This window comes from uncultured Amphritea sp. (genome assembly GCF_937127095.1).
In the GTDB taxonomy this organism is placed as follows: domain Bacteria; phylum Pseudomonadota; class Gammaproteobacteria; order Pseudomonadales; family Balneatricaceae; genus Amphritea.
On sequence record NZ_CAKZLP010000054.1, the window covers coordinates 141,822 to 154,725 of the forward strand.

General features: G+C 52.7%; 13 protein-coding genes. 2 read left to right on the forward strand and 11 right to left on the reverse strand.

The annotated features are described in order from the left end of the window. Window positions 1–8: 8 nt before the first annotated feature. Entirely contained in the window at window positions 9–818 is an 810-nt protein-coding gene (locus tag Q0499_RS12360) for a mechanosensitive ion channel domain-containing protein (RefSeq protein ID WP_299200203.1), read from the reverse strand. 257 nt (window positions 819–1,075) lie between these two features. Between Q0499_RS12360 and Q0499_RS12365 the strand changes: the two genes are divergently transcribed. Continuing rightward, complete coding sequence (locus Q0499_RS12365) at window positions 1,076–2,821, forward strand: DEAD/DEAH box helicase (RefSeq protein WP_299199803.1); 1,746 nt, start codon at window positions 1,076–1,078, stop codon at window positions 2,819–2,821. On the opposite strand, the gene Q0499_RS12370 is transcribed toward Q0499_RS12365, so the two are convergent. Continuing rightward, complete coding sequence (locus tag Q0499_RS12370) at window positions 2,812–3,675, reverse strand: LysR substrate-binding domain-containing protein (RefSeq protein ID WP_299199805.1); 864 nt, start codon at window positions 3,673–3,675, stop codon at window positions 2,812–2,814. The two genes, Q0499_RS12365 and Q0499_RS12370, sit on opposite strands and share 10 nt — an antisense overlap. Before the next feature lie 147 nt (window positions 3,676–3,822). On the opposite strand from Q0499_RS12370, the gene Q0499_RS12375 reads away from it, so the two are divergent. Further along, the gene (locus tag Q0499_RS12375; protein ID WP_299199807.1) at window positions 3,823–5,016 is read left to right on the forward strand and encodes a YbfB/YjiJ family MFS transporter; all 1,194 of its coding nucleotides are present in this window, start codon (window positions 3,823–3,825) and stop codon (window positions 5,014–5,016) included. 40 nt (window positions 5,017–5,056) lie between these two features. On the opposite strand, the gene Q0499_RS12380 is transcribed toward Q0499_RS12375, so the two are convergent. From Q0499_RS12380 to Q0499_RS12420, 9 genes are all read right to left on the reverse strand, one after another. Further along, window positions 5,057–5,458 (reverse strand): SMI1/KNR4 family protein, encoded by a 402-nt coding sequence (locus tag Q0499_RS12380; RefSeq protein WP_299199809.1) that lies wholly within the window; start codon window positions 5,456–5,458, stop codon window positions 5,057–5,059. A gap of 43 nt (window positions 5,459–5,501) precedes the next feature. Next, on the reverse strand, window positions 5,502–5,975 hold the full coding sequence (locus tag Q0499_RS12385; RefSeq protein WP_299199810.1) for a peroxiredoxin: 474 nt from the start codon (window positions 5,973–5,975) through the stop codon (window positions 5,502–5,504). 180 nt (window positions 5,976–6,155) lie between these two features. Continuing rightward, window positions 6,156–6,401, reverse strand: coding sequence for a hypothetical protein (locus Q0499_RS12390; protein ID WP_299199811.1), 246 nt, complete (start codon window positions 6,399–6,401; stop codon window positions 6,156–6,158). Window positions 6,402–6,696: 295 nt separating this feature from the next. Continuing rightward, window positions 6,697–7,743, reverse strand: a complete 1,047-nt coding sequence (gene hypE, locus Q0499_RS12395) for a hydrogenase expression/formation protein HypE (RefSeq protein WP_299199813.1) — start codon at window positions 7,741–7,743, stop codon at window positions 6,697–6,699. Window positions 7,744–7,797: 54 nt separating this feature from the next. Further along, entirely contained in the window at window positions 7,798–8,943 is a 1,146-nt protein-coding gene (gene hypD, locus Q0499_RS12400; RefSeq protein ID WP_299199814.1) for a hydrogenase formation protein HypD, read from the reverse strand. Then, the gene (locus Q0499_RS12405) at window positions 8,940–9,194 is read right to left on the reverse strand and encodes a HypC/HybG/HupF family hydrogenase formation chaperone (protein WP_299199815.1); all 255 of its coding nucleotides are present in this window, start codon (window positions 9,192–9,194) and stop codon (window positions 8,940–8,942) included. Before Q0499_RS12405 ends, hypD begins: the two co-directional genes overlap by 4 nt. Continuing rightward, the gene (hypF, locus tag Q0499_RS12410; RefSeq protein WP_363317798.1) at window positions 9,185–11,524 is read right to left on the reverse strand and encodes a carbamoyltransferase HypF; all 2,340 of its coding nucleotides are present in this window, start codon (window positions 11,522–11,524) and stop codon (window positions 9,185–9,187) included. The genes Q0499_RS12405 and hypF overlap by 10 nt, the downstream gene beginning before the upstream one ends. A gap of 288 nt (window positions 11,525–11,812) precedes the next feature. Beyond that, window positions 11,813–12,133: an AzlD domain-containing protein gene (locus Q0499_RS12415; RefSeq protein ID WP_299199817.1), complete on the reverse strand. Its 321-nt coding sequence runs from the start codon at window positions 12,131–12,133 to the stop codon at window positions 11,813–11,815. Next, entirely contained in the window at window positions 12,126–12,878 is a 753-nt protein-coding gene (locus Q0499_RS12420) for an AzlC family ABC transporter permease (RefSeq protein ID WP_299199819.1), read from the reverse strand. Before Q0499_RS12420 ends, Q0499_RS12415 begins: the two co-directional genes overlap by 8 nt. Window positions 12,879–12,904: the final 26 nt, after the last annotated feature.

Genomic DNA, 12,904 nt, shown 5'->3' on the forward strand with positions numbered 1-12,904 from the left:
AAGCAGGTTTACTTGCTTTCGTGTTTGTACTGATGAACATCCATCTGCGGGAACGGAATAGAGATCCCTTCCTGATCGAAGCGCAATTTAACATTCTCAGTGGTATCAAACTTCACCGCCCAGAAGTCACCGGACTTAACCCATGGACGCACCACGAAGTTAACACTACTATCACCCAGTTCAGACACGGCTATAACCGGTGCAGGATCTTTCAGAACCCGCTCGTCGCTGGTAACAATCTCTTCCAGCAGCGCTTTCGCTTTTTTCAGGTCATCGCCATAGCCGATACCAAACACCATATCTACACGACGGGTATCACGGGCAGAATAGTTAGTGATCACGCCGCTATAGATATTACCATTGGGTACAATAACCTCTTTGTTATCGCCAGTACGCATAATCGTATTGAAAATGCTGATGTGCTCAACAACACCGGCAACGCCTGCTGCTTCAATGAAATCGCCCTCTTTAAAAGGACGGAATACAATCAGCATGACGCCTGCCGCAAAGTTCTGTAAAGAGCCTTGTAATGCCAGACCAACCGCCAGACCTGCGGCACCTACCAGAGCGATCAGTGACGTAGTATCAACCCCCAGTTGGTCCAGAGACGCAACAATGATGACCAGCAACAGCAAAATGTTGGCGATGGAGGAGATAAAGTTGACCAGAATCTCTTCCATTTTACCTTTGCGAAGGGCTTTACCCAGCAGGTTCACCAGAACTTTGGCAATCATCCGACCGACTATAAAAATAGCCGCTGCCATCACGATATTAATCGCCCAGGGCAATACATAAACATCAATAAACGATAGATCCATTTCCATCTCCATTTCCTCTTTTGTCATAGACACTGCAATATTGAGTTGTTATCTCAGAATAGACGCAATTAACTCAGCCATCGAAAAAAATGCGAGCGCCCCTCTTCTGTTGGCGGGAATATCTCATACTCTGAAGAAAAAAGCCCGTTTAAATCAGTGCATTCCACGCTAAAATAGTCGTATGCCGCTACCCCGTAAACCATCCATCAGAATGGCTAAACCATTAGCCATCACTCAATACAAACCCGGTAACTTCTATGCCGGGTAGTTTTCAACTGCGTGACTATCAGCGGGATGCGGTTGAGGCAACCCTGCGCCATTTTCGCAGCAGCGATGAAGCGGCCGTCATTGTGCTGCCGACCGGCGCTGGCAAAAGCCTGGTAATCGCCGAACTGGCTCGATTAGCCCGGCGTAAAATTTTGGTGCTGGCCCATGTAAAAGAGCTGGTTGAACAGAATCACAATAAATACCTTAGCTATGGACTGGAGGGTGGAATCTATTCCGCCGGGCTAAAACAAAAACAGAGTCATCATCAGGTCACCTTCGCCAGCGTGCAGTCGGTCGCCCGCAACCTGCAGGACTTTGCCACAGAGCACTCTCTGGTGATCATCGATGAATGCCACCGTATCAGCGATGATGAAAACAGTCAGTATCAACAGATTTTCGCTCAGCTAAGAACATTTAACCCCCAACTGAAACTACTCGGTTTAACCGCAACCCCCTACCGCATGGGCATGGGCTGGATCTATCGCTATCACTATCGGGGCTTTTGCCGCAGCAGTGAACCCAAACCATTTACCCACTGTATCTATGAACTACCCCTGCAATATATGATTAAACGGGGTTTTCTGACGCCACCGAAGATGGTCGATGCGCCCATCGCTCAGTATGATTTTTCTCTACTGAACGCCAATAAATTTGGCAACTATGCTGAAGCAGAAGTGAATCAGTTGCTGGTGAGCCATCCCCGGGTAACCCGGGCAATCTGTGAGCAGATAGTGGACCTGGCTAAAACAAGAGCAGGTGTGATGGTGTTTGCAGCAACCGTCAAACATGCCCATGAGATCTGCGGTTATCTTCCCGAAAGAGAGGCCGCACTGATCACCGGTGCCACCGCCAATACCGAACGGGATGAGCTGATCAGCCGGTTTAAAGTGAAACAGATCAAATATCTGGTCAATGTTGCCGTACTCACCACCGGCTTCGATGCCCCCCATGTGGATTTTATCGCCATTCTGCGGCCCACCCAGTCAGTCTCCCTGTTTCAACAGATCGTCGGCCGTGGACTCAGGCTGGCTGAGAGCAAAGTCGATTGCCTGGTGATGGACTACGCTGGCAACGGTTTCGACCTGTTCGCACCGGAGGTGGGGCAGCCAAAACCGGATAGCAGTAGTGTGCCGGTACAGGTGTTCTGTCCGCTCTGTGAATTTGCCAATATCTTCTGGGGCAAAACGGATGAAGAGGGCAATATTCTGGAGCATTTTGGCCGACGCTGTCAGGGCACGGTTGAGGCGGGGGACGGTTCAATCGCACAGTGCGACTATCGTTTCCGCTTTAAGGAGTGCCCCCAATGTAATGCGGAAAATGATATTGCGGCGCGTAACTGTCACCAGTGCGGTCACGCTATTATTGACCCCGATGATCAGCTCAAAGCGGCCCTTAAACTGAAAGATGCCCGGGTGATCCGCTGTGCTGGCATATCAATGACCGAATCAAACGGCCGACTCCGAGTGATCTATCATGATGAACAGGGCCAAGAGCTGAGCGAGCTGTTCGATCTGCACAACAGTAAACCGAGGAAACGCTTTAATGATCTGTTTGGGCGACGTTTTGGCCAGAGTTTACAGCCGCGACAGTTTAACTCAGTCGATGAGGTGTTAGCCGTGTCGCAGCTATTTACCGCCCCGGATTTCGTCGTCGCCCGCAAGTCCGGACAGTTCTGGCGGGTGCAGGAACGAATCTTTGATTATCAAGGCAACTACCGCAAAGCACATCAGCTCTGATTAACGGCGCGGTCAGGTAACCAGCGCAGTGAATCAAACAACGACTCAATCACTTTCAGCCGGGGCGTGCTACGGTGACGGATAAACTGAGTCGGCACTATAGAGATATCTTCCGGCAGGTCTTCAAAAAGCAGGCTATCACGATAGATCGATAGCTCGACAACATTGCGTGGCATCAGTGTGACTCCCAGTCCCTGAGCGACACAGCCGAGAATCCCCTCAAGCGTCCCCAGTTCACTCAGACCATAACGGTTATCCTGATAATCCCGCGCCCACTGCAACGCTTTTTTCCGATAGACACAACCTTCCCGGAACAACACCAGATTATCCGCCGGGGTGACTGTCCGGGGTTTCACCAGAACCAGTTCCTGAGTCATGACATCAACAACGATCAGATCGGGATGCTCAATCGGCCCGCCCACAAAGGCACAATCAATATGGTGTTCCAGCACTGCCCGGAGTAACTCAGCGGTGGTGGTTGCGGTGACCTGCGGCCTCAGTTTTGGACAACACTCTCTCAACGCTCCCAACAACTGGGGCAAGTGGGTTGCAGTGAAGGATTCCATCGCGCCGATTTTGATCTCAGCAGCACCTTTATCTGCCAGCCTGACGGCCACCCCCGCCTGCCGCTCCAGCTGCAAAATCTGCTCGGCATACTCCAGCAGAATCACACCCGGCCGGGTTAATTCAAGCCCCCGCCCCTTGCGTGAGAAGAGCTTAGTACCTAACTCCTCTTCCAGACGCTGAATCCGCGTGGTGACATTAGACTGCACCGTATTCATCTGCTTTGCCGCCACCAGAATCCCCCCCTCTTTCGCTACTTTTTCAAAGGTTTTCAGTGCTATCAGTTCCAACATGACCTCCACAGAATCAGTTCACAGACACCATACGATCAGATCAACAGTTCTTTATTTGAGAATAAATCATTCTCAATAATTCGTTTGTAGCGAATAATATTAATATATACGCTTATAAATAAAAATAAAGAAGGTCAGTGTTCTATGCAAGCTTCCGATGACAGGCAACACCTAAAAGTACTGGGCTCTGGTCTGCTTGGCCTGATTCTGACCATCGGTATCGCCCGTTTCTGCTATACCACCCTGCTGCCGGCAATGCAGACTGAAGCCGGTCTGAGCGATCTGGCCGGTGGTTATCTGGCGACAACCAACTACATCGGTTACATGTGTGGCGCCCTGCTAGCCGCTACCGTTGGCAATCTGAAAACCAAAGATATGCTCTACCGTGCAGGCCTGATAACAGCGGTGATAACCACCCTGGGCATGGCGCTGACCGATAACATCTGGCTCTGGGGCGTGTTGCGATATTTTTCGGGGCTTAGCAGTGCCAGCGGCATGCTCATCAGCGCCGGGCTAATTATGAACTGGCTGCTGCGTCACGGTCACCGGCCTGAACTGGGTATCCACTATGCCGGTGCCGGACTGGGCATCATCGTCAGTGGTTTAGCCGCCGAGCTGATGATCGGGCACCTTGACTGGCACGAGCAGTGGCTGGCCGTCGGGCTGATCGGATCCCTGATCGCCATCCCCGCCTGGCGCTGGTTACCGCGCCCGGATACCAGTCATCAGACGACTGCGGGGCAGCGCTTACAGGACAGCCCTCCGAGTCGGCGCTGGCTGGTATTACTCGGTCTTATGTATTTCTGTGCCGGTTATGCCTATGTGATCAGCGCTACCTTTCTGGTGGCGATTGTTGAAGCTCAGCCTGCACTGCAGGGTGACGGCCAGATCGTCTGGATCTTTGTCGGCCTGAGCGCCACCCCTGCAGTGATTCTCTGGGATAGAGCTGCCCGCCGACTGGGCGAGCTGAATGCGCTGCTGATCGCCTTTCTGATCCAGATTGTCGGTAATATCCTGCCGGTGCTGGATGACACCCTCTGGGTGGTGTTAACCAGTGCGGTGCTCTATGGCGGCAGCTTTATCGGTATCGTCAGCCTGGTGCTGGCGATGGCCGGTCGTTTCTATCCCACTAAACCGGCAAAGCTGATGGGCAAACTGACACTGCTGTACGGCATTGCACAGATCGCAGCACCCGCGATTGCCGGTATTATCGCCGACCGTGGCGGCAGCTATGCCGATTCCCTCTATATCGCCGCTGCAATCTCAGTGCTGGGTGCAGGTATGATTCTGATACTCAAAGCCGGTGAACAGCGTGAGCTGGCACTCAAAACAACATAAAAAAAACGGCTCATGTGAGCCGTTTTTATCATCTAAACGATTAGCTGACGAGCCAGACCTCTCTGGCCCACTCCCACACCGTGGTCCACTCCTCGACCTCACCACTCTCCGGCGTCCAGTAAACCACTGCGCCTTCAATGGTCACCGCATAAAAACCACCATCATGGGCGCAGATCGGCGTGTGTTCACGGGACAGCCCAATCGACCAGGCATACGCAGCCACTTCCGGCAGATGGGTATGAGAAAATGGATCAGCCACCGTGACCGGCTCCAATGAACCACAGATCACATCACTGACCGTCAGGAGAAACTCTTTAAAATCAGGATAGAGAGGGACACAGATCTCCTCTTCTGCCGCTACAACATCATCAAAATCCGGCAGATCCAGCGGTGTGACAACGTCGATGTTGGCTTCGCGCAGTGCATCAATTACATCTTGCATAGGTGTCCTAAAGTACTCACTGACTTAAATAAAACGGATTGTATCAGAGCAGCTCAAGCATCGCTTCAGCACTACTCACTTCAAAGGTTTTCGGCTCTTCAATATTCAACGCAGTCACCACACCATCTTCAACAATCATCGAGTAACGGCGAGAGCGAATACCACCAAACGAGCCACTGTCCATATCCAGACCCAGCGCCTTCGTCAGATCAGCCCCGCCATCGGCAACCATGGTAATCTGTTCAGCATTCTGAGAATCCGCCCAGGCTTTCATGACAAACGCATCGTTAACCGAAAGACAAGCGATCAGATCGACACCTTTACTGAAAATATCATCCGCCTTGACGATATAACCCGGCAGATGAGACGCAGAACAGGTCGGCGTAAACGCACCTGGCAACGCAAACAGCACAACTTTCTTATCCGCAAATAGTTGTTCTGTACTGACCGCAGAGGTTTCGCCAGCGAAGATAGTGCTTACGCTGACAGCCGGAATTTTATCACCCACTTGAATCATAATCGTTACCTATAGATGTTAGTTATACAGATCAACATAGAAACCGGATCATCCGGTATTTCGCGCTATAAGGGAAGCATAGCAGGCCAAACAAACTATAAATCTAAACAGAAGAAAATATACACCAGAGAGAACACAGAGTTCGCGACGCTAAAAGGGAGATTTTAGAGAATTAAGAGGTTATTGTTTCTGCGCCTCTTCCAACGCCGCCGCGCTTTTCGCTGCCTCGCTCTGAATATACTCACTCATATCTTCACCAAACTGCTTCACCTGATCAGGCCGGGTCGGCACTTGCGGAATTTGCGGACTTGAATTCGAGGAATTGAGATCAACGGGCGCAGCAGACGTCTCAGCGTTCGGCGCCATCTGCTGAATGGTCAGCAAGCCTACGACCAGAAGTGCTACCATCAGTATGATCAGTTTCATCCAACGCCCTCATTATCCGTATCTGCAGTCCAGACATCTTCAGAATAGTCTATGGCGTTTCATAGATGCACACAAACTTAATAGATGTAACCAACAAATACTGAACGACCTCCTGGCAAGGCCTGGCGAGCGACGTGTAGCTCTCTTACACGAGTGAGCGTAAACGCAGCATGGTGCTTCCCTGGCAATACAAACTGAGGCTTATCATGGGAATGTCAGGCAAGGCCTAGCGAACGACGTGTAGCTCTCTTACACGAGTGAGCGTAAACGCAGCATGACGTTTCCATGGGAAGACTCAGCAGATGCGAGGGAGTTGCTCGGCCGATATCCAATCCACCATCCGCCGCCCACCAAACACTGTTTCCATCTGCACAAACTTCAGCGGATCGGCGGTCACCTCACCAATAATCGCGGCTTCTTTGCCTTTCGGATGTTTCCGCATAATGGCCAACAGTTGCTCTGCTTTGTCCGCCGGACAAAACGCCACCAGCTTTCCTTCATTGGCAACATAGAGCGGATCCAGCCCGAGAAACTCACAGGCAGCACTGACCTGGAGTTTGACCGGGATATTGGCTTCGTAGATAGTGACTCCGACACCACTGCTCTGGGCGATCTCATTCAGGGTGGCGGCCAGGCCGCCCCGGGTTGGGTCGCGCATACAGTTAATCCCGGGCACTTCGGCTACCATTGCCGCCACCAGATCATGCAGAGACTGGCTATCGGACTCTATGGAGGTGTCAAAGGTCAGCCCTTCACGCAGGGACATAATGGCGACTCCATGATCCCCAAGAGTGCCGGAGAGCAAAATCTTGTCGCCCGGTTGTACCCGGTTACCGGAGAGGTTCAGCTGTTCCGCCACCACACCGATGCCGGTGGTATTGATAAAGCAGCCATCCCCTTTACCCCGCTCCACCACTTTGGTATCGCCGGTAACGATGGCGACACCGGCGTCTTCGGCTGCGCGGGCCATCGATTGCACAATCCGTTGCAGATCCGCCAGCGGAAAGCCCTCTTCCAGAATAAAACCTGCGGAGAGGTATTTTGGCACCGCCCCGGACATCGCTACATCGTTGACCGTGCCATGTACTGATAGAGAACCGATATCACCACCGGGAAAAAACAGTGGCGAGATCACATGACTGTCGGTGGCCATCACCACCCGCCCTGACGGCAAAGTAAAACAGGCCTGATCGTTCATCTGCTCCAGCCAGGGGTTAGAAAACGCCTGCAAAAACAGCTCGTCAATTAGCTGGGCCATCGCTTTACCACCACTGCCGTGGGCCATCTCTACCCGGCCGTTCTGCAGATCCAGCGCATGGCTGTATTCAGTTCGCTTGGTCATTGTGTAAACTCTTATCTATCTCAGCAGCATGTTTTAACAGTCTTATCCTGTGTATCAGGCATTCTCTTTGGCTATCAGCGAGTCCTGATGACGACCATAGCTATAATAGGCCGCGCAGGCCCCCTCACTGGACACCATGCAGGGGCCGAGCGGGCTTTCAGGGGTACAGGCTGCGCCAAACAACGTGCAGTCACGGGGTGACTTCACGCCATGCAAAATAGGGCCGCACTCACAGGCTGAGTTTTCTGCTGAGCTGCGGTATTCCACCGGGAAACGTTTTTCAGCATCGAATTCAGCAAATTCCGGCCTGATCTGCAGCGCACTTAGCGGCACAAATCCTAGTCCCCGCCACTCGAACGATTCACGCACCTCGAAGGTTTCATCCACGACCTGTTTGGCACGCTCATTACCCTGCCGGGTAACGGCACGGGAAAACTCATTCTCAACCTCTGCGCGACCATCATTCACCTGACGGATCAGCATCAGAATCGCCTGCAACAGATCCAGAGGTTCAAAACCGGCAATGACAATCGGTTTACTATACTCTTCGGCAAAACGCTCATAGGGCTGGCTGCCGATCACGGTGCTGACATGGGCGGGTCCAACAAATCCGTCCAGTTTCAGCAACCCCAGCTCTCCCGCTTCCGGCGAGTCGAGAATACTGCCGATCGCTGCAGGTGTGAGAACATGGTTACAGAAGACACTGAAATTTTTCAGCCCCAGTTTGCGGGCTTGATGGATCACCAGTGCTGTAGGCGGTGTGGTGGTTTCAAAACCGATAGCAAAGAACACAACTTCACGGTCTGGATTATCCTGTGCCAGCTTCAGCGCATCCATGCAGGAGTAAACCATCCGTACATCGGCCCCCTCAGCGCGGGCTTTGAGCAAGCTGCGTTTGCGCGAACCGGGCACCCGCATCATATCGCCATAGGAGCAGAGAATAACCCCATGGGTGACCGCCAGCTCTATCGCGGTGTCCAGACGACTGATCGGCAGGACACACACCGGGCACCCCGGCCCGTGGATCATATTGACGTTATCCGGCAGCAGATCCGGGATACCGTAGCGAAAAATCGCATGGGTATGACCACCACAAAACTCCATCAGGTTATACAGTCTGGATGGCAACGCTTCGGTGCGGATACGCTCGGCGATCTCCCGCGCCAGTTTGCCGTCCCGGTATTCATCGACATATTTCATGAGATCATCTGCTGGTTGTCGTTGATGGAGTCTTGCAGTTCTCCCAGTTCAGCAAACAGCTCCAGTGTTTTGCGGGCCTCTTCCGGATCGATTTTATTCAAAGCATAGCCGACGTGAAGGATCACATAATCACCGACCACCAGATCCTCGATCAGCGCAACATTGATCTCTTTGCGCACGCCGCCGATATCGACAATCGCCGTGTCGCTATTGAGTATTTCAACCACCTCTACAGGAATTGCTAAACACATTGGGATAACCCCTTTACCGATTGTTGATCGTTGTTATTTTGCAGCGCCAGACAATGCGCAATCTGCGCCTGACCCAGGCTGATACCCGCGTCATTGCAGGGTAGCTTTGACGCACTGTAGACGGTCATTCCCGCCTGCTGTAATTTTTCAGTGATGCCCTGTAACAATATCTGATTGAGGAAACATCCGCCCGCCAATACCACACGGTTTAAGTTAACAATCTGACTCTGATCGATAACCCAGCGACTCAGACCATCGATCAGTTGATGGTGAAACAGCGCCGCGGCCAATTCAGGGTCATCAATATCAGCGATACAGTGCAGTAGCCGGTTAAGCATTGGCTGACCAGACTCATTAAAGTCTATCAGCAAATCCTGATTCGGGCGGCCAAACCGTTGCAGATAACGGTAGGCACTGGCTTCCAGTTGCATCGCGGCATCCGCCTCAAAACTGTTGATATGACAGATACCGGACAGGGATGCGACCGCATCAAACAAACGGCCTGCGCTACTGGTTTGCGGGCAGTTAAAGTCCTGTTCCAGCATCTGTTTAACGGTGATCGCGGCGGGCTGAGTGAAGCGAGCCAGAATTTCATCACTGCGTCCCAGAGAATGCAAAACTGCTGCCGCAGATCGCCAGGGTTCACTGGCGGCGCGATCCCCGCCAGGTAACGCCAACGGAGGCAGATGCCCTAAGCGATCGTACTGGTGACCCTCCACCCGCAGTAGCTCACCGCCCCATAACTGCTGATCAGGACCCAGCCCCAGACCATCGAGCGCCAGCCCCAGTACCGCTTCGCTGATACCCTGTTCGGCCATCACCGAGGCGATATGCGCGTGGTGATGCTGAACAGTGTGCAAAGGGATATCGTTCTGCAGTGCATAGTCCCGGGCAAAGCGGCTGCTATAAAAATCGGGATGCTGATCGCAGACCACCTGCTCAGGCTTAATGCCCAGCAGAGCGCTCAGGTGCCCGGTCATCTCCGCCAGCGACTGACAACAATCCGGATTATCCAGGTCGCCAATATACTGGGATACATAGGCCCGGTTCCCCTGAGTGAGACAGAGAGTGTTCTTAAAAAACGCGCCGACGGCCAGGGTCGCCGGGCCACTCTGCGGCAGGCGGATCATCTGCGGGGCGAGCCCCCTGCCCCGGCGAATCAGCGGCATCTGATCCGACAGTCCGTTAACCACTGAATCATCACAGCGGATGCGGATATCTCGATTATGCAGCAGAAAGCCATCGGCAATCCCCTGTAACTGCGTGACTATCTGATCATTGTCGGTGACCAGCGGGTTGCCACTACGATTACCGCTGGTCATCACCAGCAGAGGTGACTGTGACTGACTGAGCCAGTCGGTTCCGGCAGGACTGCCGCACAAGCGGTGCAACAACAGATAGTGCAACGGGGTATGGGGCAGCATCACCCCGCACCACGCCAGTCCGGGGGCAATTCCTTCAGGAAGATTATCACGAGAAGGACATAGCAAAACCGGGGCATCCTGTGACTGTAAGCGTTGTTGCCGTGCGGCATTCAGCGACACCATCGAGGCTAGCGACTGCGGATTCAGCCCCATCACGGCAAAAGGCTTAACCGGACGATGCTTACGCTGTCGCAGCCGTGCAACTGCCGCAGGGTTGCGGGCATCACACACGAGATGAAATCCGCCGATCCCCTTGACTGCAACAATCATCCCCTGCTGAATCAGATCCACTGCGGCGGTTAACGGATCATCTTGTTGAAGCTCTCCTGCCCCATCAACAAAGCTTAACCGGGGGCCACACGCTGAGCAGGCGTTTGGCTGAGCATGAAAACGGCGATCTGCAGGATCAGAATATTCAGCGTTACACGCAGAACAAAGGGCAAACTCGGACATGCTCGTCTGGTGACGATCATAGGGCAGCGCCCGGATAATACTGTAGCGCGGACCACAGTTAGTGCAGTTGATAAAGGGATAAAGATAGCGCCGGTCACCCGCAGCAAACAGTTCATGCAGACAATCCGGGCAGACGGCAGCATCGGGCGTCACCCCCAGCTGCAGATCACCCTGGCGGCTTGAAACGATACTAAAATCGCAAAAGTGCTGAGGTTCAGAAGGTTCTGCCGTCAGCGCATCAATCAGCGACATCGGGGGTTGCTCCTGCTCAAGCAGTTGACGGAACAACAACAGGTCTGAGGCCGGGCCCTCAGCAAAGATCTCTACGCCCGCAGCAGAGTTGGCAACGGTGCCATTCAAACCAAGACGGCGGGCAAGGTTATACACAAAGGGACGAAAGCCGACCCCCTGTACCTGTCCACTGATCCGGATACTGATTGCTGAATTGATAATAACCCGCCTCTGCTCACACCTGCTCTGACTTCAATATCAATCTACACGTTATATGCCAATAGACAGAATATAACCCATCAGCAGCTGTAACGGGGAGGGTTACAGATAAACCCTGAGATTTATATGGAAAGCAGCTTTTCAGTTTATCCTCTATGCGGTTACCAGGCTTACCAGAAGAGCTTTCGAAAAGAACTTATTAAAAGAGCTTATTTCAAGAGCTTATTTCAAGAGCTTACTAAAAGCGCTTTCACCAAGTGCTTTCATCAAGGGCTTTGAGTATCAACATCGTTAGAAGCCGAAACCGAATCTTAGCAACATGAAGCACAGCATGCCGGCAACAATTGTGGTCAGCAGATCCCGGCGCCAGAATGATACCAGTGCAGCGAATACACCAGCGAGTAACCAGGGGTTATCTGCCCGCAACCATAACTCTCCCCGGGGCAACAGCACCGCCGGGACAATGATGGCGGTCAGCACTGCCGGGGGTACAAAACTCAACCCAGTTGTCAGCCAGGGCGGAAAGCGCACTTTACCGGCAACGCCGAACAGCACATAACGAACACTAAAGGTCACCAGAAACATGCCCAGAATCAACAAAACTTCATTCATGAGCTGTCTCCGATACTGACTGCCGTTTAAGCAACAGGTGCATAGATAACCCGGTTGAGATACCGCATAGTGCGGCCACCATTAAACCCAGCTTATGGGGCATACCGATGGTTGCCATGGCTATTGCGCCGGACACGATTACCGCCCCCCACATCGGCTTACTCTTCAGGTAGGGAACCACCATACCGATAAAGGTGACCGACATAGCAAAATCCAGCCCCCAATCAGTCATATCCGGGAACAACTCACCCAAAGCGATCCCTAATGCGGTGCAAAGAACCCAGTTGCCATACATCGCCAGCCATGACCCCAGATAAAACCAGTGCGCATGTTCGGTATTGTCCTGCAGCAGAAAACGGTTGCTGACTGCGGCAAAGGTTTCATCGGTAAGACCAAACGCCATCATCACCCGCCAGCGATGGGACAGATGACCCACCTTGGGTACCAGATTGGCCGCATAGAGAATATGCCGCAGATTGACAACAAATGTAGTCGCGATAATGACGGGAACCGCAGCCCCCGCCGCCAGCAAACCCAGCGCAATAAACTGGGCCGAGCCCGCATAGACAAACACCGACATCGCGATTGCACCCAGTGCAGACAAACCACTGGGACCTGCCAGAGTGCCAAAGATAATCCCAAACGGGATAGCGCCGATAATCAGCGGTATGGTGGCTTTGGCGCCATCGAGCATCTCCCGACGCTTTACAGAAGCGTTATCCTGATTCATAACATTACAATTCATACTCGTGACTCATGCTTTTGAGCTCA

Coding starts and splice junctions, on each gene's coding strand:
- Q0499_RS12375 (WP_299199807.1), top strand. CDS start 3,823: ATGCAAGCTTCCGATGACAGGCAACACCTAAAAGTACTGGGCTCTGGT.
- Q0499_RS12420 (WP_299199819.1), bottom strand. CDS start 12,878: ATGAATTGTAATGTTATGAATCAGGATAACGCTTCTGTAAAGCGTCGG.
- Q0499_RS12385 (WP_299199810.1), bottom strand. CDS start 5,975: ATGATTCAAGTGGGTGATAAAATTCCGGCTGTCAGCGTAAGCACTATC.
- Q0499_RS12390 (WP_299199811.1), bottom strand. CDS start 6,401: ATGAAACTGATCATACTGATGGTAGCACTTCTGGTCGTAGGCTTGCTG.
- hypD (WP_299199814.1), bottom strand. CDS start 8,943: ATGAAATATGTCGATGAATACCGGGACGGCAAACTGGCGCGGGAGATC.
- Q0499_RS12360 (WP_299200203.1), bottom strand. CDS start 818: ATGGATCTATCGTTTATTGATGTTTATGTATTGCCCTGGGCGATTAAT.
- Q0499_RS12365 (WP_299199803.1), top strand. CDS start 1,076: ATGCCGGGTAGTTTTCAACTGCGTGACTATCAGCGGGATGCGGTTGAG.
- Q0499_RS12415 (WP_299199817.1), bottom strand. CDS start 12,133: ATGAATGAAGTTTTGTTGATTCTGGGCATGTTTCTGGTGACCTTTAGT.
- hypE (WP_299199813.1), bottom strand. CDS start 7,743: ATGACCAAGCGAACTGAATACAGCCATGCGCTGGATCTGCAGAACGGC.
- Q0499_RS12405 (WP_299199815.1), bottom strand. CDS start 9,194: ATGTGTTTAGCAATTCCTGTAGAGGTGGTTGAAATACTCAATAGCGAC.
- Q0499_RS12380 (WP_299199809.1), bottom strand. CDS start 5,458: ATGCAAGATGTAATTGATGCACTGCGCGAAGCCAACATCGACGTTGTC.